Genomic DNA, 24,061 nt, shown 5'->3' on the forward strand with positions numbered 1-24,061 from the left:
GAGAGAATTTACATGAAGTGGCTTGTTGCGATCGTTTATCATCCTATTATGCTTATTCTGATCATCGTAACGCTCTTCACACCTTTCATGCTGTATGACGGCATTAAGCAGGTGATCAAGTACGAAGTCCCGTCAGCATCTTTTTCTTTTGTTGTATTATCCCTGCTGGCATTATGGGTCTATCTGGCTATGAAGAGCGAGTTTCTGGGACGTCCATACCGGAAGGTGACCATACTGCTTCCCTTGATGCAGATGGCTATCTATACAAGTGCAGCTCTTACTGCAGGCGGTTTAGTGCTGAATGATTGGGCTGACCATGGCGCCTATTCCAAGAGCTGGGCAATTGGAATTGCAGCGGCTCTGTTCATCGCGATCCGGCTGCTTATGTCACTCTTGTACTGGAAGCACCCCGTTAACAATCATGCAGATCATCATTAAGCTTATGAGAAGGAGTCCATGCAGATGGCCGGTAATGAACAACAAGGTGGAGAACACGGGGAACAGAGAGTTAGCGAACAAAGAGGGGTAAACGGAGGGTATACTGGCCGAAGCGACCGGCAGGGCGATCCGGCTCAGGCAGATGAGCGGGAACAGCGGGCATTAGGCAAAGGGACAAACAAGCAGCGGTACTGGATCGGAATAACGGCACTTATCCTTCTGGCAGGTTTTTTCTTCTTCGAGAACAAGTCTACGGTAAGTGTAAACGATATACGCAGCGGCATTGGTAAAGGCATATCGGCAGGTGCTGTATTAGCTTCAACCGATGAAGGGACGGGCTTAACACCGCGTGACTATACCATAGCCATGAATGATGAATCGGGTGCTGGCCGCATGCTGATCTGGGATTTTGCTGCGGAAGATGGAGATGTGGTAACCGTTAAGGCGGACGGAGTCATCATAGCTGAGAACCTGACGCTGTTAAACAACCCGTTTGCCATTAGTGTTCCGGTACCATCTGTCGTGGAGATTATCGGTGTGAAAGACGGAGGGGGCGGAATTACGTACGGCGTAAAGTTCCCAGGCGCGATCAGTAACAACGCCTACTTCAATGCTGCGCCAGTTGGTTCTTCCAATAAATATACCATTACGTTAAACGGTGCAAGTGCTGCCCCATAGGTCAAGTTTAGTATTAGCTATATAGAAGGCCGCCCCCTTGTGTGCAGGAGGCGGCCTTCTATTCCCTTATCTGGAGTGAAAATACCGCTCCAGAAGCGAGCCGAATTGGTAACCCAGCTGGTGGGCTGTCTCAACCAATCCCACAGTTCCATTAATAAGCAGTGTGCCAAGCTTCGTAATTACAATGATTGCGATGAAAAAAATAATCGGCCGAAGCTGCCAGACAAGCTTTTCAACTTCCTCTTTTTTCATACTGTTCATCACCTTCTCACCCTAAAGAAACGAATACTTATAGATCATTATAAGAATAAGTCCTTTAATGGTAAAGGCTTCTGGTTCATACATCCGGCCTATCCCTTAACAGCCCCGGCGGTGAGTCCGCTGACAATATACTTCTGGGCGAAGATATACAGGATCAGCACGGGCAGAGAGGTCAGGACCAGGTTGGCAAAGATCAGGTTCCAGTCCCGGCTGTACTTTCCGTAGAAATTATAGACGGAAAGCGGCATCGTCCAATCCGAGCTGTCTGTCAGGAAGTAGAGCGGGATCGTAATATCGTTCCATACTGCCATGAACACCATTATAGCTACCGTTGCATTAACGGGCAGAATAAGCGGCGTCACAATCCGGAAGAACACGTCGAACATGGAGGCCCCTTCGATAAAGGCCACTTCATCGAGCGCCTTCGGAATCGACTTGATAAATCCGCTGTACAGGAAGACGCTGAAGGCTGTATTCAGGGCGGCATAGATGAAGATGACGCTGGTAATGCTGCCGTAGAAGCCCATCCACTGCACAACCCGAATGGTTGTAATAGTGGACATTGGGGCAATCAGCCCCATGAAGAAATACAGATATAGCATGTTCGTCAGCTTCGTCTCCCGTCTGACCAGAATGAAGGAAGCCGATGACGAGAGAATAATGTTGAGAACCGAAGAGACGCCTGTAATCAGCAGACCGTTCAGAAACGCACGTCCAAGCCCGCCTTCCTCGAAAACCCGCACATAGTTGGAGAACATCCACTTATCCGGCAGATCCAGTGTAAACCGCAGTACCTCGGTGCTCGTCATGAAGGAGCCGAACACCATCATCAGCAGCGGCACAATAATAATCAGCGAGGCCAGAATCAGCAGGCCTTCAACGAGGTAGTTGCGAAGCGCCAGCTTCCGGGAGAAGCCCATTATTCCGTCACCTCCCTGCGCCGCATGAAGATTAGCAGCGGGATCGATATCAGCGTCACACCTGCAAACAGCAGCGTGTTAATCGCTGTCCCAAGTCCCCAGCTTCCTTCGCCGAATGCCCGGAGGATGATCGTGCCGACGACCTGCGAAGCATTGCCGGGCCCTCCGCCGGTAAGCACGAAGACCTCAGAGAACACCTTAAGGCCCCCAATAAGCGTCAGCATCAGGTTGATATTGATGGCAGGCAGCAGAAGGGGGAGGGTAATGTTGATAAAGCTTCTCCAGGGGCCAGCACCGTCAATGGTGGCCGCCTCGTAGTAATCCTTCGAGATCGACTGCAGTCCTGCCAGATAGATGGCCATCTGGAAGCCGACATGCTGCCAGATCGATACGGCGGCTATAGTCCAGATAACAATGGAAGGATCGGTCAGCCAGGCCTGCGTTAACGGGTCCAGTCCAATGGCGCTTAACATCCGGTTGATCATACCTTCTGTGCGCAGCATAGGCGTGAACACAATGCTGATGACCAGGATACTGAGAATAGAGGGCGAATAGAAGACAGCCCGGAGCAGGTTCCTTGTCTTCAGCTTCATGTTCAGGCCTATGGCGAGAGCAATGCCCAGCAGATTCTTGCCGATGACCGTTACAATGGCAAAGATGATTGTATTTTTCAAAGCCAGAATCAGTGTCTCGTCCGTGAAGATGGTACGGAAATTGTCCCAGCCGATGAAGCGGATCACTTCCCGGTCCAGACGCCAGTCGGTAAAGGAATAGTACAGGCCTATAATGGCGGGGACAACGAAGAAGACCGAGTAGACCAGGAATGCCGGCCAGATCATGTAATAAGGGTACAAGCGCTTGGATATCTTCATGGTATCACGCTCCATAACGGGATGAGGCAGAATAAAGCTGGCCTATGCTGTATAAGCGCTCTATTCCGCCTGCCGCTCCATGGATTAGAAGCCGGCAATGCCTTTGTCCTTCATCAGCTGGTCAAACTTCTCATCCCAGGCCTGCAGCACTTCCTCGGCTGTCTTGCCGCCCGCAAACTGGTCCTGCAGGTACCGGTACAGCTCGCTCCGGTCCACCAGCATATGGGCATCGGTCGTCAGCACGGTGTTCTGCGGTGTAATGTACTTCTCCACGATCTCCTGCTTATATTCGGGAAGCTCCGGTGTTGTGACGTCACTGAAGTTCGAGACATAGCTCTGCTCGTTCACCATTTCCTGGGCCATTTCCTTACTCGCGAGAAAGTCCAGGAACTTCTTGGCTTCAGCCATATGCTTGGCTTTCTTGGGGATGAACAGCTGGCCGCCCAGCGGACTCGCTCCCAGGCTGGCTCCCTCGGCATAAGGAATCGGGAACAGCCCCAGGTGAATGCTCGGGTCCTTCTCCGCAACATTCTCAATGAGCCAGTCACCCATGAACATCATGGCAACCTCCTTATTGAGAAACTTGCCCACCGCCATGTCGTAGCTGTCACTTAAGATGTCAGCGTTCGTGTAGCCCTTCTCATATACCTCATACTGCTGCTTGAGAATGTCTGCAAATGCAGGAATCTCCGCCCAGTTGCGTCTGTTGGCATTCAGATCTTCGATGAGTGTCGGATCGTTCTTGGCGGCATAATCGGCAAAAGCGGCTGCCGGCCATACGTTAGCGGCCCACGCATCCTTAAACGGCATGAACACCGGTGTAATGCCGGCTGCCTTGATTTGTTCACATACCGCCAGGAATTCCTCGAAGTTCGTTGGAACAGAGAGGCCTAGCTCCTCGAACATATCCTTGTTGTAGACAACGCCCTGCATGCCGGTATCCTGGCTCACATGGAAGCTGTATACATGGCCGTATGCCGACAGAACCTCTTTATTCTGCAGACGGCTTACCCAGGCCTCGTTATCGAGAATTTCAAAATTCCGCTCCAGGTTAAGGTCCGTGGTTGCACTGGCAAGATTGTACTGTACAATGTCCGGTGTCTCACCCACCGCAAGCTTGGTTTGCAGCACAGTAGTGGTCTGCTCTGCGGGAAGCAGCTGCAGGTTAACGCGGATGTTCGTCTGCTTCTCAAATTCATCCAGCAGCTCCTGGTCAACAAAAGCCGAGTCCTGAGAACTCTTCGATATGGCCAATTCAATCGTGCTGGCACCGCTGTTACTGCTGTTGTCAGCACTGCCGCCGGAATTTCCTGAACTGCATGCTGCCAGCGACACGGACAGCGTAATGGCTGCTAGACATGCTGCGATTCTGTTCTTCAGGTTGTTCATGCAAAGTCCCCCCATTTGGTGTGGATAATTATGATGGATGCGCTTACAATGCTGATTATAGAGGCTGATCACCCGCTAAGTACATGATTGTCATTGACAGTTGATGTGTAATATTCTGAACCAGTAAGCAGGCTTGTCCGCTTCAGAGGCTAGTGATAAGGTAGATAGACCATCTGCCGGGAGGAGGCCTGACAGCATCATGTACAGGATATTCAGCCGCATCCGTTATCAAGCCAGTCTTCAAACCAAGTTCCTGGTAACCTCTGTTCTGCTGCTGCTGATCGTGCTTGGCTGCTTCATTGTCTATGTGAACTGGCTTGTGCTTCCGCCGCTGAAGGAGAGGACTGAGCAGGACATGCTGGCGACTGCTGTTCAGGTCAGTGACCGGTTGGACAGCTACATCGAAAGCCAGAATCAGCTCTCACAGCGGATATTGGCTGGCAGAGAGATCTTCAAGCTGCTGTCTGCGGGACATCAGCCCCTGCATACGGTGGAAGGGCTGGCCTTGAACCGCAAGCTGAAGGATATCATGTTCCAGGCAGCCGGCCCTAGTCTGAACATTCGGGACATGACGATCTTTGACCTGTCCGGCACTCTGATGGCTTCCTTCATCGGCTATGAAGACAGCCCTTCTACCCTGGCACCTGTCCTCCGTGATAAGGAACGGCCGGGTGAGTGGAATCAGAGCGGCTACACGCTGGTCCGCCAGCCATCTGGTGTTGTCTCCTTCATTCGCGCGATTATTAACCAGAATGGAGATGTGTTCGGCTACCTGGCGGTTCAGCTGGACCAAAGCTACCTGCAGCAGCCTGCAGCAGGGGTTGCGGATGGAGAAGTTTTGGTGCTGGACCAGGAAGCCAGGATAATAGCGGCCTCCCAGCCTGATCTGGCTGCGCGGCTGAGCCACGGTCTAATGCGGCCGGCTGAGGGAAGCGGCATGTACACAGACGGGACGGACAACATTATTGCTTACTACAAATCACCGGGCACGACATGGACGACCTATGTCGTAAAGCCAAAGCAGTCGGTACTGGGCCCGGTTAACTCCGTTAAGTACATGTCCATTCTGCTCCTAACGTCACTTATGATATTTTCCTTTATCTATATCTACTTCTCGACGAAGAATCTGCTGCTTCCTGTACGCAAGCTCAGGAGCCAAATTCTCCGGATCAATTACAGCAATATGAAGGTTAAGGTGGACAGCCGCTCGCCTAATAACGAGCTGGTTATGCTCAGTGAAGCGTTTCAGGAGCTGATGGAGCGGCTGCAGCAGTCCATGGACCGGGAGAAGCTGGCGCTTCATGAGGAGGTTAAAGCCAGGAACTCGGCACTGCAGGCCCAGATCTCGCCCCATTTTATCCATAATGTTCTCTATCTGATCAGCATCGCTGCCCAGGAGGGGAAGAACGATGCGGTAACAGACATGTGCAAGCATCTCTCAGACAGCCTGCGGTATATTGTGTCCTCGCCTTATGAGCATGTCACGCTCACGGAGGAACTGCAGCATACCAGCCATTATCTGTCCCTCGTATCCCGCCATTATGAAGAGGACCTGGAATGGGAGATGGATACGGATGAGTCAGCGGGGCTCATTATGCTCCCAAGGCTGGTCATTCAGCCATTCGTTGAAAATTGTATTGAACACGCTTTCTCAGATGTTGATCCCCCGTGGCATATCCGTATCCGGGTGCGGCTGTATAACGGAATTTGGGCTATTGAAATCTTCGATAACGGGCTGGGCTTTGACCAAGAGAAGATGAAGGAGATCATGGCAAAGGTGCAGGGTTTTGACTCAGATTTCCCTGCCGGGGAGAAGCCGGACGACCGCCCGGGGATTGGGAATATGGGCATTGTGAATACGGTGCACCGGCTTAAGCTGATGTACAGGAACCGTCTGTTCTTTAATATGTATAACAATCAGGATCGCGGCGCCACAGTACAGATTATTGCTTCACTCACCAAGGACTTCTACTAAAGGGGGGGATGGCCCATGTTTCGAATCCTGATTGCCGAGGACAGCAAGCCAATCCTGCGCAATCTGCAGTCGCTGCTGAACGTTATGGAACTTCCGGTCATGGTGGCTGCAACAGCTGCCAACGGTGAAGAAGCGCTTGGTTATATCCGGCAGCATCCAGTCGATATTCTTCTCACCGATATTCGAATGCCGAAGCTTGGCGGGCTGGACTTGATCGCGGAAGCCAGGCAGCTGCAGCCGGAGCTCAAGGTGGTGCTGATCAGCGGCTATAATGACTTCGAGTATACACGCAGAGCCCTCAGCCTGCAGGTGTTCGACTATCTGTTAAAGCCGGTTGAGAAGGGCCAGCTCATGGAGGTTATGGAGCGGGTTGTCGACGGGCTTGAACAGCAGCAGGCCTATGACCGGATAAGACTGGAGGAGATCACTAGCCCCGAGTATCGGGAGAAAATTCAGCTGGGCACCGAATTCTATGCCGGCCCCAAGCTGATGCTGCTGGTGCGCAAGCAGCCGTTTACAACAGGAGAGAAGTGGGACGGGGAGCAGCTGCGGCCTATAATAGCGAAGGTCTGCGAGCCCCACTGCTGCTGGGCTATCCCGACGAGCCTGTCAGGGCAGGTGCTTGTACTGGCTGATGAAGGACTGAAGGACAAATATCCGTCAGCCTATGAGTGGCTGGATGCTATCGGAAGGGAACTCACCGCTCAGGGCATACCGGCCTCCATGATCAGCCAGTACAAGCCGGTGGAGCATGGTGATTTGCCGGAAGCATACCGCAGCCTGGTCAGACGGCTGGATGAGCAGCTGACGGCTGCATCGCCTATTCGGTTAGATGCGGCACTTCCTGTGCCAGATCATACACGGACAGAAGCCGAAAGCTTGGACCAGCTGATGCCTTCGTTCGCGGAAATGGTTAAGCAGCGGCAGAAGGAGGCCTTTCTGTTAAAGCTCTCCGAGCAGCTGAGGAAGTGGTATGGAGTGGATGTCCGTATCGCAAGGCTGGAAGGATTTCTGTCACGTCTGGCTGATCTGTTCCGCGTATGCGGAGCCGATCCTGGCGGCTGGGACGGAATCCAGCTGGCCAAGCAATCACAGCTGTATTCATTAAATGGCAGCTATGCGGCGTTCTGCACGGATTTGCTCACCTGGGCGAAGGACTGCATGGATATGCTGCAGACGCACAGCCGGAAGAGCAGCCAAGAGCTGTACGACCAGATTGACGAATACGTAAGAATGAATATGTATGCCCATTTATCCATTAATGATCTTGCACAGAAGTTCCATGTCAGTCCATCCTATATCAGCCGGATCATGAAGCGGCATGCCAAGACGACGTTCGTGCACTACTACATGGGCTTAAAGATCAAAGAAGCCTGCCGGCTGATGAAGCAGAAGCCCAAGCTTAAGGTCAAGGATATATCAGACCTGCTGGCATTTGGCGACCAGCATTATTTCTCTAGGGTCTTCAAGGAGCATGCAGGCTGCAGCCCGACGATGTTCAAGGAACAATCAGCTGAAAGGTGAGTGTTTTCACAGGCCTTTAGTCTTACATTTTGTTTACAGATGGTAATGAGTAGTGCTAAACTACTATATGATGCTACAGCTAGAATTACACAACAGGAGGAGTATGAAGTGAATAATAGGCTCAAGAGAAGCGCCTTGATTATCTCGGCGGCAGCTTTCGTTTTATCAGCTCTGATTGAAAGCCCAGTCCCGGCAGCAGCAGCCTCTGTACAGACATCCCAATCCATTGGATCGTTCAGCTTAATTAAGGGGCTCCCCGAGGGTACATACATTGGCAGTACACTTGCCTATGGCAAGAGCAAGGCGGCCGCTCTCATTCAGGATGGTTCTTTGTATTCCTATGATCGTGCGGCGAATACATGGACTCGTCTGAAGGGAAGCCGCGTATCCGAAGGACAGGCATTGGCACTGCTTCCTGACGGCAAAATTCTGGTTATTGGGGGCAAGAGTCCGGCAGTCCATGGCTACAGCAGCAATGAAATATATGACCCGGCCAGTCAATCCTTCGAACCGGCGGCGAGCCTGCCCCATGTGATTCCGGAGCTGCCGCATATGAAGGCGGTCACACTAACGGACGGGAAGATTCTCGTGACGGCTTCTTATACACAGTATGGCGTAAGACATGCCCGGAGCTACTTGTATGATGCTAAGAGCAACAGCTGGTCGGAGATGGACAAGATAGCCTATGCAGGCAATGAGCTTGTCATGGATCAGGCGGGCAATGTGCTCAGCTATGGCGGGGGACTGCATGACGGGTTCTCTCACGGTCAGTATTATAACAGCAAGACGCAGCATCTGCAGACAATTTCGGGGCTCCCGTATGTACTGAGATTTTCCGCTGCAGCCCCGCTGGCGGATGGAACATATATGCTTGCGGGCGGCAGCTATGGACCCGGGGCCAGCGTTAATCCTTCCACAGCTGCGCTGATCTTCCTGCCGCAGAAGAATCAGTGGAAGGTGATTGCCTTCATGAAGGAGGCAAGGGCTTATGCAGGGGCTGCGCTGCTTCCTGATGGCCGGATCCTCGTCGTGGGAGGCCAGGGTGTGAACGGGGCACTTCATACCACGGAAATTTACAACCCGCTGACGGGCAAGTGGAGTGACGGCCCGCGGATGAAACAGAGGCAAGGGTCCCCGCTCGTGACAGTTCTTGCTAATGGAAGCATTATGGTTACCGATGTGCAGGGAGGATCAACATCTGCAGAGATTTTAACAATTAAGCCGGAGTTGTCCAGGCAGAAGGTCAAATATGACCTGAACGGGAAGGCCGTCCCTCTTAGAGGGAAGATCGCGGCCACGGCAACCCATTTTAAATCCGGGGATTGGATCTACCGGGCAAAATATATGTTCGAGCATGACGTGGACGCCTACTCTACGGTTGGTCAGATAAAATATACACGCATGTATATGGTGCGGGAGAACAGCAGGACAGGTGCCAGTGAAATCGTGTTGGACGGCAGCTATAAATTCCTGAAGTTTGAGAAGGGCTTGGTGTACTTCATTCAGGAAGGCTATCTGAAGAAAATGAAGCTCGGCGACCGCTATGCAGAGGTGTTGAAGGTTCCAGCCGCCTCAGATTCTTCAGCCGCACAGGAGGACTCGACTTTTGCACAGCATGCCGGCATGCCGATGCAGTTCGGCTATCAGCAGTTTGACGGCGAATACGTATATGCCTGGTGGTCTAACGGCATGGACCCGAACCTGCCGGGATATCCGGTCCGCTACCGTTATACGGGAACAGATCTGGAGCTGTTGAGTCATACACCCGGAACGAAGTTCCGGGGGGAGCTGGTGAAGCATGGAGACAATCTGTATTACCTGACTGGTAATGAAGAGGGTGACCAAGAGAAGGGCTACCTGCTGCATATGCTCCGTAAGGATGGTTCAGCTGAGAAGGACCTTGCACTCGTTGATTCTTTCCAGATCTATAACAGCCGTATTTATTACAGCGATTTGAAGGACCCGATCAAGAGTGTCTTGTCAGCCGGCAAGCTCTATTCAATGAGAACCGATGGAAGCGACAAGAGGCTGCTGAGCAGCCAAGGGGCTGGCAAGCTGTATTTCCAGGGGAACACCGTGATCTTCGAGACCTTCGACACCGGTACGATTATGCGGGTAAGTACGGACGGCAGGAAGAAGGAAGTCCTGCTTCAGGGCAATCCAAGCCGGCATGTCTATCACCTTACAGGTGTCACCAAGGATTATCTTACGTACAACAAGCACGCAGGAAGCGATGGAAGATGGCTGGGCACGTATAAGCTCAACCTGCAGACATTGAAAGCAACCAGGATTGAGAGTTAAGCAGGGGAACAGAAGTCAGTCATGAGATTAGAAAGAAATATGAAGGCCGCCGGCTGCCAAGCAGCTGACGGCCTGTTCGTACTTTCACCTGCGTTTACTGCATGGGGATGCTGCCCATAATGCTCGTATTAAGGCAATCATTTGGAGGCATTGTCATGAAGGCATTTTTCAACAGCATCTATAACTTGTTCAAGAGGGTCCGGGAAGCTTATGTAACCGAGAGCGTCTTTCTGGTACTAACCTTCTTTGTCCTGCTGTTTATAATGGGAAGCACGGTTTTTTATTGTGTTGTAGAGAAAATCTCTGTTGTGGAATCGTTCTTCTACAGTGTGATCGTCATGACAACATTGGGGGCGACGGATTTTGTACCGAAAACAGCGCCGGGGAAAATCTTTACCGCTTGCTATTCACTTATGGGGACTGCTCTTTTCATTGGACTCATAACGGGCCTGGCTCAAGCCATTGTCATTAAAGAGCATCGGTTGGAGAAGAAATAAGCAGCTAAGCGAATATGAATTGGGCAGCTGGCCGGATAGTTCTCCGTAAGGTGCCCCTGTACAATTCACGAATAAATCAACCCTAACTTCTATAGTCTCCGTCATTGTTCCGGTCAGGGAGCGCTGAGATAATGAACAGGATGCTGGCGGGATGGGATTGCACCGCCAATTGACACTCTGTATTTAGTGATGCTGTGAAGAGAGGGATGCTTATGATGAGAGCGATTGAAGAGGAAGAATATTACGAGCTGACAAGTCCAACTCTTCTCCCCAAGGCTTCGGGCTTCCTGTGGAATGAGAGGATGATGATCCAGGTCACCTGCCGCGGCTACGCCGTGGCGCAGTTCATGCAGCCGGAGCCGGCCAAATATTCACATGCGCCGAACCTGGAGGCCAAGACCTTCATGCAGCCGGAGCAGCCCTATTATGCCCACCATCCCGGCCGGTTCGTCTATGTGAAGGACGAGGAGACCGGGGAAGTGTTCTCGGCCCCTTATGAGCCTGTACGCGTGCCGGCAGACAGCTACACCTTTGCCGTCGGGAAGAGCAGAATCGCATGGCGGGTGGCATGCAGGGGCATTCTCGTTGAAATGAGCCTCAGCCTTCCGAAGGATGACGTCATGGAGCTCTGGCGGGTTAAAGTGACGAACCTTAAGCCGGGGAAGCGCCGGATTAGCATTTATCCTTATTTTACAGTTGGCTACATGTCATGGATGAACCAGTCGGGTGCGTATGCGGAGGAGCTACAGGCTATCGTATGTTCCTCGGTCACGCCCTACCAGAAGTATCCGGATTATTACAAGGTCAAGGAGTTTAAAGACAAGACGTATCTGCTCGCGGAGCATGCGCCGGTATCCTGGGAGGCCAACCAGGAGATCTTCGAAGGAGAGGGCGGAATAACCGCGCCTTCCGCGATTAACCTTCCAGAGCTGTCCAGATCGGAAGCCCGGTACGAAATGCCTGCCAGCGTTATGCAGTACCGGCTGACGCTTAACCCGGGAGAGGAGCAGACGTATCGCTTCATCTTCGGACCTGCCAAGGATGAGGAAGAGATTGCGGCGATCCGGTATAACTATTTTCAGCGCAGGAATGCAGAGGGTGAGGATGGCTTCACAGCTGCGGAGCGGAAGTACGCCGATTACATAAGGGAAGGCAGGGGCTGCATAGAGATCCGGACCCCTGATCCGGAGCTTGATAATATGGTGAATCACTGGCTGCCGCGCCAGATGTATTACCACGGGCAGACCAACCGTCTGACCACGGACCCCCAGACCCGCAACTTCCTCCAGGATCATATGGGAATGAGCTATATCAAGCCGGAGACGGCAAGGAAGGCATTCTTGACAGCATTAAGCCAGCAGAAGGCCAGCGGTGCCATGCCGGACGGCATTATTTTGCATGAAGAGGCAGAGCTTAAGTATATTAACCAGGTTCCCCACACGGATCACTGCGTCTGGCTGCCTGTCTGTATAAGTACATACTTGGATGAGACTAATGATTACGCCATTCTGAATGAGATGGTTCCTTTCGCCGATGGCGGGGGGCAGGCCAGTGTGTTTGAGCATATCAGTCTCGCCATCGACTGGCTGCTGGGCGACCGGGATGAACGCGGGCTGAATTATATTAACCAAGGCGACTGGTGCGACCCGATGAACATGGTGGGATACAAGGGCAGGGGCGTGTCCGGGTGGCTGACGATAGCCACCGCCTATGCCTGCCAGGTGTGGGCAGATATTTGCGACAGAAGCGGACGCAGGGATGTGGGCGAGACCTTCCGGATAGCGGCTAAGGATATTAATGACATCGTCAATACCTATCTATGGGATGGCGAATGGTATGCGAGGGGCATCACCGATGACAATGTGGTGTTCGGGATCAGCTCAGATGAGGAAGGTCGCATCTTCATTAATCCTCAAGGCTGGTCTCTGCTGAGCGGTGCTGCCGATCAGGAGAAGAAGGAGAAGCTGATGCGCGCGGTCCGCGAACAGCTCGAAACACCTTACGGTGTAGAGAAGCTTGGTCCGCCTTATACGGGCATGCGCGAGGATGTCGGCAGGGTGACCCAGAAGCATCCGGGATCGGCGGAGAACGGAGCGGTATATAATCATGCCGCGGCTTTCTACATCTATGCACTGTATACGGCGGGCGAGAAGGAGGATGCCTATCGTCTGCTTAGGAAAATGATCCCCGGTCCCGACCGGGAGGATCTGATTCAGCGGGGCCAGCTGCCGGTATTCATCCCTAACTATTACCGGGGCGCCTACAAGCAGTTCCCGCGCACGGCCGGGCGCTCCAGCCATCTGTTTAACACAGGGACGGTGCCATGGGTATACCGCTGCCTGATTGACGGGCTGTTCGGGCTGCAGGGCTGTCCGGAAGGGCTGCGGGTGAAGCCGCAGCTGCCTTCTGACTGGCATGAGGCTGTGGTCAAGCGGGACTTCAGAGGCGCGGAGCTTAGCATCGAGATGAAGCGGCAGGCTGGTGTAACAGTGGCTGAGGTTTATGTGGACGGGGATTATGCAGCGGACGGCATAGTCCGGGATGTGAAAGCGGGAATGACATACCAGGTAGTTGTGAAGCTCCCTATTTAGTAGAACACATATAAAGTGAAGGCAGTCGCTGTCATGAGCCATGACAGGGCTGCCTTCTTCTCTTTATCCCACATCCATCTGGTGAATATTCCGGAAGCTCAGGTACGTCAGGAATATCCCAAGTGCAGCGAGGGACAGCGGTATGGCAATAATGGAGCTGAGGGAGAAGCCCAAATTGTGGGAGCATACAATCATGACGATGAAGATGGATGAAGCAATCGTGGCGGACACAGATTTCTTGCGCATTCCCAGCACCAGGGGCAGCAGGCTCATGCCCGCAGCGCCGAAGGCCTGCATCAGGACATTGATGCCGTGCTCCATTAACAGCTCACCTGTAAGTGGACCGGTTACATAACCCGTCTGGGAATTAACCAAGATTAACAGGGCATCAATGAGCAGGTTGGCGATGATGACATTCAGGAACGTCCAGGTGAACACGATCAGCAGCTTAGCAGCAATAAGCTTCTTGCGGTTTATGGGGTAGGCGAACAGGAGACCGATTGTCTTATCCCGGAATTCGTTGATCATGAGTTTGGACAGGAGCACCGATGCATAGATGATGAAGGTTGCCCTGATCAGGACATCAATAAGGAAGAGCATGTCAGGGTAGCTCTGGAATACAGGATCGGCGCCTTCGATACCTTCAACGAAGTAGATGAGCATCAGCAGACTGGCTATCACGCCGTAGGCGATCAGCGAGCCCCATATATAGCCGGTTAAACGGCCCTTCTTAAGCTCCAGCCTGATCAGATGCCACATGACCTCCACCCCCTTTGACGATATCGAAGAAGTATTCCTCCAGCGAATGGTGACGCCGGTTGAGCGACAGGATCGGCACATCATTCATTATAAGTCCCTTGGAGAGCGCTTCTTCCGATAGATCCGTACCATAAACTCGCAAGGTATTGCTGTTAATCTGCCTGAAGCGCCTCGCACCAAGCTTCTCCTCCAGTACGAAGGCAGCCTGCTTGATATTTGATGTCATGATTTCCACATAGTCGGTCGTTGACTGCCGTACTGTCTCCAGAGAAACCTCCCGGACTAAACGTCCGCTGTGAATGACACCAACCGTATCGGCTACCAGCTCGATCTCTGACAGCAGATGGCTGGAAATCAGAATCGTCATTCCCCATTCATCGCGAAGCCTGCGGAACAAGCTGCGCATATCCTGAATGCCCTCCGGGTCCAGGCCGTTGATCGGTTCATCTAGCAGCAGCAGCTCCGGCTTGGTGGAGATCGCACGGGCAATGGCGAGACGCTGCTTCATGCCAAGCGAGAATTGGTGAACCGGCTTGTTCTCCACGCCCAGCAGCTGCACCAGCTGTAACGACTCGCGGACAGCCTGCTTGTCATAATAGCCCATGTACTCGCCATGAAGCTCAAGATTCTGCTCTGCAGTCAGCTTGTCATAGAAGACCGGTGTTTCGATGAGGTGGCCAATCCGCTTCAAGAATTCGATGGAGCCGGGCTGAATTCGTTCGCCGAACAGTTCAATCTCGCCGCTAGTGGGCTGCACAAGGCCAAGCAGCATCTTCATAAGGGTCGATTTGCCGGCGCCATTGGGCCCCAGGAAACCATAAATTTCACCGCGTTTGACGGTCATATTAACTTGGGATACGACCTCAGTTGACTGGAAGCTCTTCGTAAGCAGCCGGGTCCGGATAATATCTGTCATGCCCTTCACTCCCCGTGATTAATCGGCTATCTGTTATTCATACTAGGCTGAGGGTCTCTCTTTTCTATGTCGCAAAGCTTACTTATTTCTTAATTTGATGCAGGGACTTGTAATCCGAGACGGGGAAGGTGACCGAGAAGCAGGTGCGTTCATTGGATAAGCTGTCCAGACTGATCCGGCCGCCTAACCGTTCAGTGAGCTTCTTCACAATCGCCAGGCCAAGACCGCTCCCCTGCAGACTGCGGTTTCTGGAATCCTCGGTGGTATACATCCGCTCGAAAATTCTGATCTGGTCGCTGCGGGCGATGCCGGGTCCCCTGTCGGTCACATCGATCCGGATATTGCCGCGATCTGCAGTAAGCGCCAAACCAAGATAACCGCCATCCGCACCATACCGTACGGCGTTGCTCAGCAGGTTATCCAGAATTCTTGCCAGTGCTTCTTCATTCGCATATATCCACACTGGTTCATCGGGGAGATCAATTTCGACTTCTACTTTCCGCTCTGTCAGGAGATCAAAATAGGCCAGAATTCGGTGTCTGCAAACCTCGCATGCATCCACAACCGACAGAGGAAGTTCGTAGTCACCCGCTTCGAGTCTGGTCAGATCGAAGAAGGCATTGATGCGCTCATGCACCTCGGCCGCCTTCCGGTGTACCTGACTGAGCATTCGCATTCGTTCACCTGGAGGCATATCGGCATTTCGTTCCAATACCTCCGCGTATCCCATAATAACGGTAAGCGGGGTCTTCAGATCATGAGACACATTAGACAGCATCATGCGCATGGCCTGCTCGGTCCGTACGTAATCCGAAGCAGACTGATGAGCGCGGTCAAGCAGCGTGTTAATCCCTTGAAGCAGTTCCTGCAATTGCGGCTCACCAGTCACGACTAGAAGGCGTTCGCGTGTCAGAGGCTTGCTCTTGTTGGTGAACTGCTGCAGCTTATCATTTATGTAAGCAAGGTCTGTTCGGGCAGCGCGATATCTCAGACGCTCGCGGATCAGGAGGATGAAGAAACCGGCAGCAGGGATCAGCCATAACCACCACAGCCCGTTCACTTCTGTTCACCCAGTCGGTAGCCGATTCCCCATAGCGTGCAGATATACCTGGGATTGGACGGATCGTCCTCGATCTTCTCGCGCAGCCGCCTCATATGAACATTAATGACATTGTCGTCCCGGTAGTATTCTTCCTTCCATACGAGCTGGTACAGCATGGCCTTGGTATAAACGCGGGTCGGATTCTGAATGAACAGCTTCAGAATCTGAAATTCCTTGGCCGTCAGCTTGATCTCCCGGTTGTGCTTCGTGACCCGGAAGTTATCGGGGTCGACCGTTAAGTCGCCCGCAGTAAGCAGCTGTTGCTGTTGAATGTCTTCTGAATCCCGTGCAGCCATCGTGGAGTATTCGGTCGCTCTGCGGATGGATGCCTGAACACGGGCTGCCAGCTCAAGCAGCGAGAACGGCTTGGCGATGTAATCATCGGCCCCGAACCGAAGTCCCAGCGCTTTATCAACTTCGTTATCCTTCGCGGACACGATAAGAATAGGAATCCGGCTATTAGCTCTGATGTGCTGGAGGACATCCAGCCCATTCATCTTCGGCAGCATGAGATCAAGCAAAACCAGATCATAGCTGCCCTGCTGAACCTGCATGGCAGCCTGTTCACCATCGTAAGTAACCGTAATGGCATAACCCTCCAGCGTCAGATAGTCCGCTACCATCTGACTGATTTCCGGGTCATCCTCAATAATCAGCAGGCGGCCGCCCATAACGTCATCTCCTTAAAGTGCCTCCATATATAACTTGCATCACTGCTTTCCATTCCCTTACTAGTTTACCATCTCCTTAAGGATTAAGGGACTGCTAATCTCCCTAAGGAACAAGGCTGTCCTAATCTTGTAAGCTGCGAACACCGTATAGTATGATACCGGAAGGATATGGACTACAAGGATAAAACAGGCTGGCGGGGTATTGCGCCCGGCAAGGGAAGGATGACTGGATGCCATGCTTCGTCTCAAATTGAAATATGTGCTTGCGAATAAACAAGCGAGGCTGATTCTGCTCCTGACGCTGGTTGTATCGTGCAGCATTGCCATCTTCGGGCTGGTCTCCTATAACCAGTACCGGGAGGTTCTCGATACCGAGCTGAACGTTCCTAATGTGGAGCTTCTGCAGATCAATCTGGATGTGACCAACCGTGCGTTCCGCGAATCGGACGGCAAGGCGGTGGAAGCGTCCTTCCACGAAGAGACGCAGGGTTATATCCGCTCTGAGCCGGGCGACAGCGCGAGGATGGCGGATGAGCTGCAATCTTATTTGAAAGCCCTTTCGACTGAGCCGGACATTCATTCCATTATGGTGATCCGGCTGGATGACCGCTCGCTGGTTTCGAGTATTCACGGTTTTCAGCAGAATTGGAGCGCGGCTCCTGACGCCTTCTGGAGTTCATGGATTGACGATATTAGGACGAAGCCGCTGCTGGTGAAGCGCAGGACGCTCCAGGCAGGAGCGGGGCGAGATGCGGAGCAGACGGAGCTGCTGTCCCTGGTCAGACCGGTTACAGTTGACGGTCAGATTAAGGGGGCCGTTATGGTAAATCTGAGTTATGACCGCTTGTTCTCCAAAATGTACACCCATCTGACCAGCTATCAATATGTGTACAATCTGGACGGCGAGCTTATCTATCCGAAATTAAATCTGCCCGTACCGCCTGAGGAGATGGAGAAGGTTATTGAAGCTATTAATGTACGGCCCTTCGATTATGTTGAGGTAAACGGGCAGGATTTTATGGCCAACCAGACCTTCTCCGACGTAACAGGCTGGCGGCTGGTCTCGCTTGTCCCGATGGATCAGCTGCTGAAGAATGTGAAGATGGTCCGCAATGCAATGCTGGTCTTGTCGCTGATATCCATACTCGTGGGATGCTCGGCTATGCTCTATTACAATTACGCCGCATTCAAACCGCTTAAGCGGATCAACAGGCTTCTAAGCCAAGGCGAAAGGCCGGTTAGCCAGGGTGATCTCTACGATCTGGAGCAGGTGCTTGGGAAGCTGGTCGGAGACTTCCGCAGCAAAACGTTAGCCGCTGAGCGGAGCCTGCCGGAGCTGCGGTCCAAGTTCATCGGGGATGTCTTAAATGGAAGCATCGGCTCCCGGGAGATCAGGACCAAGTGGGAGCAGCATTTTCAGGAGTGGGAGGAAGGGCCGCTCGCTATGATGATCGTGTCGGTAGACCGGTATGGCCGATGGATGGCAGAGCTGCAGGATGAGGATCGCATGCTCTTGCGGTACGCTCTCAACAATATAGTTCTCGAGCTGCTGGAGTCCTCCTGGAGAGCCGTGAGTACGACCGTCCGGCAGGAGGGGCTGGCCATTATGCTGCAGCCGAAGTCTGCCGGAGCCGGCAACTGGATGGAAGAGCTTAAGCAGGAAGCATATCGATTGATTCAAGCCGCCGAACAGTACCTCAGCATGTCCATCTCGATCGGAATCGGTTCCGCTGTACCCGGGGTTCTTCAACTCGGGTTGTCCAGTGCTGAAGCTGGCGAGGTGCTGTCCTATCGGCTTTATGAAGGCTACGGGCAGGTGCACTGCTATGCCGGGAATGAAACCATGTTGAAAGCAGGCACTCAGCCAGTCGATGCTGCCTGGAAGCATGAAGTTGTCAGCAGCCTGCTGGCAGCCGATTCCGGCTTATGCCGGGAATGGATTCGCAAAATGGCGGATGAGGCGCGCAGTAGAAGGGCGGAACCTCATGCTGTCTACCGGGAGGCCGACGGGCTTCTGTCCGAGGTGCAGCGGATTGTGGAGCAGCAGGGTCTGTCCACGCCTGGCGAGCTTGCGGATTACACCTGGCTTCAGCTCGCCACCATGGATCTGCATGATGTGACGGATCTGCTCACCAGAGTCACGGATCAGCTGTGCAGCCAGCTGGAACAGCACAGGCATTCGAAGGAATATCATCTCGTGCAAGCAATGATTCATTATATGGAGGACAATCTGCATCTGAATATCGGGCTGCAGGATGTAGCGGATCATGTTCATCTTGGAATCTCCTCCGTAAGCGCGATGTTCAAGGAGGAGACGGGCAGCACGGTATATGATTATCTGACTGCTCTCCGGATTGAGAAGGCATGCGGGCTGCTGAGAGAGACTCAGTTAAAGGTCTCGGAAATCTCTCAGCTCGTAGGCTACCACAATGAGAACAGCTTCATCCGCACCTTCCGCAAGAACAAGTCCATCACGCCGGGCAAATTCCGCGAGAGCTTCAAATCTTCCAACGGGTATGCAGATCCGCCAAAACCGCGTGATTCCGGCATATCTGCAGATTAACTGAAGGATTATACGATTGCCCGCGCAGCCGGGCCTGCGCTACACTCCAGTCAAGCAGCACAACTACCATCACACGTGATGAGGCCTGGAGGTGGAACGGCGAGCGTGACGGGGACTTCCCTAACCGGCGGCGCGGGGACCATTTTATAAGAAAAAGAGGGATGGCAGTTGAGAGGAAAACGTTGGCCCAAGATGGCAGGATGGTGGATTGCAGCCCTGTCTGCAGGTATTCTCGCAATCTTCTTCATATGGAACCCGTTAGCCGGGGATACCACTCGAAGCGGAACGGCGGACTTTCCTAACAAGCCCATTACCTTGATCGTTCCTTACGCGGCCGGTGGAGGAACGGATGCCACGGCGAGAGCATTGGCAAAGGCAGCAGAGAAGCACATGTCACAGCCGATTGTTGTCGTGAACCGGACGGGCGGAGGCGGCTCCATCGGGCTGATGGAAGGCGCGAATGCCAAGGCGGACGGCTACACGGTGACCTACCTTGTCGCAGAGCTGACAACGCTGCCGCATCTCGGACTGCTGCCGATCACGTATGAAAGCTTCAAACCCATTGTCCAGACGAACCTTGATCCCTCGGCCATTACAGTCAGAGCGGAAGCGCCCTGGCAGACAGCGGAGGAATTCATGGCATATGCCAAGGAGAATCCGGGGAAAGTGAGAATGGGCAATGCCGGAACGGGGAGCATCTGGCATTTGGCTGCGGCAACCCTGGAGAAGGAGGCTGATGTAAGCTTCAGCCATATTCCTTTTGAGGGAGCGGGACCAGCCGTTCAGGCGCTCATCAGCGGGTTCGTGGATGCTGTGCCGGTAAGTCCGGCAGAGGTAAAAGCTTACGTGGACCAGGGGCAGCTTCGCACCTTGGCCATTAACGCGGACACCAAATCGGAAGCGCTTCCAGATGTGGGGACACTGAAGGAAGAGACGGGCATTGAAGGCAATTTTATTGGCACCTGGAGAGGGCTGGGTGTACCGAAGGATACCCCTGATGACATTACGGAACGGCTTGCTGAAGCGTTCATCAAGGGGACGGAGGAGAAGGAATTCCGTGATTATATGGAGGCGAACGGGTTAGGCCTGCATGTCGAGGATGACAAAGGCTTTCGCAGACAGATGAAGGAGAGCCATGATTTGTTCGCAGAGCTGATACCGGAGCTTGGCCTCAGCAGGCAATAATCGGATAACCAGCCCTCTCATCAAGAACAACTTGGAAGGTTCGGTGAGAGACAATGAAGATTAAACAGACGATTGATAGAATTCCTGGCGGATTGATGCTGGTTCCGTTGTTTCTGGGGGCGCTTGTCCACACGTTTGCTCCGGAGTCGGGGCAGTATTTCGGCTCATTCACGAATGGCTTGATGACAGGTACGGTACCGATACTGGCTGTATGGTTCTTCTGTATGGGAGCGGCTATTAACATTAAGGCGACAGGCGTCGTATTGCGAAAGTCTGGGACGCTCGTCCTTACCAAGATTGCAGTTGCATGGGTGGTCGCCATTATTGCCTCCCAGCTGCTGCCTGAAGGCGGGATTCAGTCGGGCTTATTCGCGGGTTTATCCGTCCTGGCGATTGTGGCGGCTATGGATATGACCAACGGCGGTCTGTATGCCTCTATTATGCAGCAGTACGGGTCCAAGGAGGAAGCGGGCGCCTTCGTGCTGATGTCGCTGGAGTCCGGTCCGCTTGTTACGATGATGATTCTGGGTACGGCTGGGATTGCATCGTTTGAGCCGCATCTGTTCGTAGGGGCTGTGCTGCCGTTCCTGATTGGCTTTATTCTCGGCAATCTGGACAGCGATCTGCGGGACTTCTTCAGCAAGGCGACACAGACGATGATTCCATTCTTCGGCTTCGCGCTTGGGAACACGATCGACCTGGGGGTCATTCTGAAGACAGGTGTACTCGGTATTCTGCTGGGTGTGGGCGTTATTATCATCACGGGTATTCCGCTCATGCTGGCGGACAAATATATCGGCGGCGGCAACGGCACAGCCGGTCTTGCGGCGTCCAGTACGGCAGGCGCGGCAGTGGCTAACCCGGTTATTATCGGCAGTCTGGTGCCTGAGCTGCAGCCAGCGGCGCAGTCCGCAACGGCGCTGGTGGCGGCTGCGGTGATCGTGACCTCCATACTAGTACCGATCTTGACGGCCTGGTGGTCGAACCGGATGAAGGGCAGGAAGCCGGCAAGGCCGACAGACAAGCGGATTATCCCGCCAGCTTCTGAAACCGCTTAAGTAAAGGGGGAATACAGATATGGCCAAGGTGCTGACAATTGGCGAGCCGATGGCATTATTCGTGGCCCGGGAACAGGGGTCTCTCGAGGAAGCCGAGCAGTTTGAGCGTTATGTAGCAGGTGCTGAGGTCAACTTCTCCATTGGGATGGTCAGGCTGGGCCATGAGGTCACCTATATCAGCCAGCTTGGGGATGATCCCTTTGGCCGCAGCATAGCGCGCTTCCTGAAGACAAGCGGCCTGGACACCACTTACGTGACCTTCAGCAGGGATCAGTTCACAGGGATGCAGTGGAAGCAGAAGGTGGAGGAAGGCGATCCGGAGGTATTCTCGCTTCGCCGGAATTCCGCAGCCTCCCGAATGGGACGGAATGCCATTGAACGGCTTGATTGGGGGGGCTATAACCACCTTCACTTGACGGGAATCCCCCCAGCGCTGTCAGCCAGCTGCAGAGAGCTTGTCTATGAGCTGATGGCTGAAGCACGCACAAGGGGCGTGCAAATCTCCTTCGACCCTAACCTTCGTCCGGGTCTGTGGCCGGACAAGGAGGAGATGGTTCAGGTTATTAATGACCTGGCGTGCCGCGCGGATATCGTTCTACCCGGCATTGAGGAAGGCGAGCTGCTGACGAAGACGGAAGGGGAACAGACGGTGGCGGACTTCTACCATGCCGCCGGCGTGAAGACGGTGGTGATCAAGCTGGGAGCAAGAGGGGCTTATACAAGCTCGGAAGGTCAGCACTTCTACACGGAGGGCTTCAGGGTAGGGCGTGTTGTGGATACCGTTGGAGCTGGTGACGGCTTCGCCGTCGGTGTCGTAAGCGGCATGCTGGAGGGGCTGCCGCTGCAGGAGGCGGTACGCCGGGGGACGGCAATCGGTGCCTTGGCGGTAATGTCGCCGGGAGACAATGACGGTCTCCCGGACCGGACAGGACTTGAAGCATTCATGGCGGGGTAAGCATCAGCCAATAGAACAGAGGCGGCAGCAGCGGCGGAGTCCGGGGCTGCCGCTTTTTTTGCCGTAATGGGCTTGTGGGTCATGCAAGGTTCGTGGCGGTCGCTCCAGCGGCCATGGAACCGCAAATTCCCCGGGATAGGGCAGCAAGAATATTTTCCATGGAAACGTAACAATCTAGAAGCAGGGCTGTATGGGCATAAGAGGTGAATACGAATTTAGGAGGGATGTGAGTCTGATGTCGACTAAGCTTGAGACAGAACAGCATGCAGATGAATTACGACACGTTACCGTCAGACTGACGTCAGCGGAGATTGCCAACCTCTGGACTCAATACATAAATGACAGCATGGCCGCCTGCTTCATTACCCATTCGTTAAAGCATGTTCAGGACGAGGACGTCCGGTCAATTCTTGAGTCTGCACTCGGTTTGGCCACAACTCATATGGGCAAAGTCAAAGCGTTTATGACGGATGAGGGCTTCACGCCTCCGGTCGGCTTCACCGAGGAGGATGTCATCAACCGGTCAGCCCCGAGTCTGTTCTCTGATGAATTTCTGCTGAATTATTTCTATGTCATGACTCTGCTGGGACTGACCAGCTATGCAGGTGCCTTGAGCACATCAACCCGTTCGGATTTGCGGCGATACTTTACGGCATGCAATACGGAAACAATGGAGCTGTTCAATACAATCGTGGATGCCTTACTTGAAAAAGGACTCTACGTTAGACCTCCGCATATTCCTGTTTCCCAGCAGGTTGATTATATTGATAAGCAGAGTTATCTGGCAGGCTGGTTTGGCAGGCAGAGACCATTAAACGCAATCGAAATCAGCAGCATATTCTTCAATATAGTCAAGATTGAGGCAAAGATTGTATTAGAGATGGCTTTCAGTCAGGTTGCCCAAGACAGGGATATCCGTAAGTATTTACGGAGGGGTGTAGGATTGTGCCAAGAGCATTTCGAGACCTTGAGTAAGGAATTATCAGAGAATGACCTGCCACAGCCGCGCAAATGGGAGTCGGAAATTACGGATTCCACGATACCTCCTTTCTCTGACAAACTAATGCTGTTCCATATTGTTGCATTAATTTCAGCTTCGGCTGCCTTCTATGGAGCCGGTTTATCAGTTTCGCAAAGACGGGATCTGGGCGTGAAATATACCAAGCTGATTGCGGATATGGGCTTGTATGCCGAGGATGGCGTGAACTTGTTAATCGGCAGAGGCTGGCTGGAAGAACCACCGGGAGCCAGCGACCGGGAAGCCTTGACCAAGCAGCGGTAAATGCCTGTCTATCTATGATAACAACGGTCGGTCGGAAGCCTAATTCTGACCGGCCGTTTCAGTTTCCGGAACCACCGCACCGCTCCTTACCTCAGTAGGGTCTGCGCCCCAGTATATCCAACTT

The 24,061-nt window shown here is 53.2% G+C and carries 20 protein-coding genes; 12 read left to right on the top strand and 8 right to left on the bottom strand.

All coding sequences use genetic code 11. The features are described 5' to 3' along the window. The first annotated feature begins 12 nt into the window (after positions 1–12). Together DNH61_RS01115 and DNH61_RS01120 are read left to right on the top strand one after the other, a co-directional pair. On the top strand, positions 13–438 hold the full coding sequence (locus DNH61_RS01115) for a hypothetical protein (RefSeq protein WP_111144867.1): 426 nt from the start codon (positions 13–15) through the stop codon (positions 436–438). Positions 439–462: 24 nt separating this feature from the next. Further along, positions 463–1,116: a hypothetical protein gene (locus DNH61_RS01120; RefSeq protein WP_111144868.1), complete on the top strand. Its 654-nt coding sequence runs from the start codon at positions 463–465 to the stop codon at positions 1,114–1,116. 66 nt (positions 1,117–1,182) lie between these two features. Here the strand turns inward: DNH61_RS01120 and DNH61_RS01125 are convergent, their stop codons facing one another. From DNH61_RS01125 to DNH61_RS01140, 4 genes are all read right to left on the bottom strand, one after another. Beyond that, a complete protein-coding gene (locus tag DNH61_RS01125; protein ID WP_111144869.1) occupies positions 1,183–1,368 on the bottom strand; it encodes a hypothetical protein in 186 nt (61 codons plus the stop codon). A gap of 98 nt (positions 1,369–1,466) precedes the next feature. Continuing rightward, positions 1,467–2,297 (bottom strand): carbohydrate ABC transporter permease, encoded by an 831-nt coding sequence (locus DNH61_RS01130; protein ID WP_111144870.1) that lies wholly within the window; start codon positions 2,295–2,297, stop codon positions 1,467–1,469. Continuing rightward, positions 2,297–3,169 carry a carbohydrate ABC transporter permease gene (locus tag DNH61_RS01135; RefSeq protein ID WP_111144871.1) on the bottom strand — a complete coding sequence of 291 codons (873 nt, stop codon included), beginning with the start codon at positions 3,167–3,169 and terminating at the stop codon, positions 2,297–2,299. The genes DNH61_RS01130 and DNH61_RS01135 overlap by 1 nt, the downstream gene beginning before the upstream one ends. An 84-nt stretch (positions 3,170–3,253) precedes the next feature. Further along, the gene (locus DNH61_RS01140) at positions 3,254–4,558 is read right to left on the bottom strand and encodes an ABC transporter substrate-binding protein (protein ID WP_111144872.1); all 1,305 of its coding nucleotides are present in this window, start codon (positions 4,556–4,558) and stop codon (positions 3,254–3,256) included. Between the two features lie 199 nt (positions 4,559–4,757). Here DNH61_RS01140 and DNH61_RS01145 point away from each other — a divergent pair, with 199 nt between their 5' ends. The 5 genes from DNH61_RS01145 (at position 4,758) to DNH61_RS01165 (ending at position 13,446) form a co-directional block, all read left to right on the top strand. After that, entirely contained in the window at positions 4,758–6,533 is a 1,776-nt protein-coding gene (locus DNH61_RS01145) for a cache domain-containing sensor histidine kinase (protein WP_111144873.1), read from the top strand. A 15-nt stretch (positions 6,534–6,548) separates the two neighbouring features. Further along, positions 6,549–8,057, top strand: coding sequence for a response regulator transcription factor (locus DNH61_RS01150; RefSeq protein WP_111144874.1), 1,509 nt, complete (start codon positions 6,549–6,551; stop codon positions 8,055–8,057). 108 nt (positions 8,058–8,165) lie between these two features. Then, positions 8,166–10,358: a DUF5050 domain-containing protein gene (locus tag DNH61_RS01155; protein ID WP_181438530.1), complete on the top strand. Its 2,193-nt coding sequence runs from the start codon at positions 8,166–8,168 to the stop codon at positions 10,356–10,358. Positions 10,359–10,513: 155 nt separating this feature from the next. Further along, on the top strand, positions 10,514–10,855 hold the full coding sequence (locus DNH61_RS01160) for an ion channel (protein ID WP_181438531.1): 342 nt from the start codon (positions 10,514–10,516) through the stop codon (positions 10,853–10,855). Positions 10,856–11,067: 212 nt separating this feature from the next. Further along, complete coding sequence (locus tag DNH61_RS01165) at positions 11,068–13,446, top strand: GH36-type glycosyl hydrolase domain-containing protein (protein WP_111144877.1); 2,379 nt, start codon at positions 11,068–11,070, stop codon at positions 13,444–13,446. A gap of 63 nt (positions 13,447–13,509) precedes the next feature. Here the strand turns inward: DNH61_RS01165 and DNH61_RS01170 are convergent, their stop codons facing one another. The 4 genes from DNH61_RS01170 to DNH61_RS01185 all read right to left on the bottom strand — a co-directional run bounded on the left by DNH61_RS01170 (position 13,510) and on the right by DNH61_RS01185 (position 16,894). After that, a complete protein-coding gene (locus DNH61_RS01170) occupies positions 13,510–14,205 on the bottom strand; it encodes an ABC transporter permease (protein ID WP_181438532.1) in 696 nt (231 codons plus the stop codon). Continuing rightward, the gene (locus DNH61_RS01175; protein WP_111144879.1) at positions 14,177–15,121 is read right to left on the bottom strand and encodes an ABC transporter ATP-binding protein; all 945 of its coding nucleotides are present in this window, start codon (positions 15,119–15,121) and stop codon (positions 14,177–14,179) included. The genes DNH61_RS01170 and DNH61_RS01175 overlap by 29 nt, the downstream gene beginning before the upstream one ends. 82 nt (positions 15,122–15,203) lie before the next feature. Then, positions 15,204–16,181 (bottom strand): sensor histidine kinase, encoded by a 978-nt coding sequence (locus DNH61_RS01180; protein ID WP_111144880.1) that lies wholly within the window; start codon positions 16,179–16,181, stop codon positions 15,204–15,206. Beyond that, positions 16,178–16,894, bottom strand: a complete 717-nt coding sequence (locus DNH61_RS01185) for a response regulator transcription factor (RefSeq protein ID WP_111144881.1) — start codon at positions 16,892–16,894, stop codon at positions 16,178–16,180. Before DNH61_RS01185 ends, DNH61_RS01180 begins: the two co-directional genes overlap by 4 nt. Positions 16,895–17,129: 235 nt before the next feature. Here DNH61_RS01185 and DNH61_RS01190 point away from each other — a divergent pair, with 235 nt between their 5' ends. The 5 genes from DNH61_RS01190 to DNH61_RS01210 all read left to right on the top strand — a co-directional run bounded on the left by DNH61_RS01190 (position 17,130) and on the right by DNH61_RS01210 (position 23,937). After that, positions 17,130–19,457, top strand: a complete 2,328-nt coding sequence (locus tag DNH61_RS01190; protein ID WP_111144882.1) for an AraC family transcriptional regulator — start codon at positions 17,130–17,132, stop codon at positions 19,455–19,457. A 168-nt stretch (positions 19,458–19,625) separates the two neighbouring features. Then, complete coding sequence (locus tag DNH61_RS01195; protein WP_245947842.1) at positions 19,626–20,642, top strand: tripartite tricarboxylate transporter substrate binding protein; 1,017 nt, start codon at positions 19,626–19,628, stop codon at positions 20,640–20,642. Positions 20,643–20,695: 53 nt separating this feature from the next. After that, complete coding sequence (kdgT, locus tag DNH61_RS01200; protein WP_111144884.1) at positions 20,696–21,700, top strand: 2-keto-3-deoxygluconate transporter; 1,005 nt, start codon at positions 20,696–20,698, stop codon at positions 21,698–21,700. A gap of 19 nt (positions 21,701–21,719) precedes the next feature. After that, the gene (locus DNH61_RS01205) at positions 21,720–22,655 is read left to right on the top strand and encodes a sugar kinase (RefSeq protein WP_111144885.1); all 936 of its coding nucleotides are present in this window, start codon (positions 21,720–21,722) and stop codon (positions 22,653–22,655) included. Between the two features lie 235 nt (positions 22,656–22,890). Then, positions 22,891–23,937 carry a DUF3231 family protein gene (locus tag DNH61_RS01210; RefSeq protein WP_181438533.1) on the top strand — a complete coding sequence of 349 codons (1,047 nt, stop codon included), beginning with the start codon at positions 22,891–22,893 and terminating at the stop codon, positions 23,935–23,937. Positions 23,938–24,061 lie beyond the last annotated feature (124 nt).

Origin of the sequence: Paenibacillus sambharensis (assembly GCF_003233845.1) — a bacterium.
In the GTDB taxonomy this organism is placed as follows: domain Bacteria; phylum Bacillota; class Bacilli; order Paenibacillales; family Paenibacillaceae; genus Paenibacillus_I; species Paenibacillus_I sambharensis.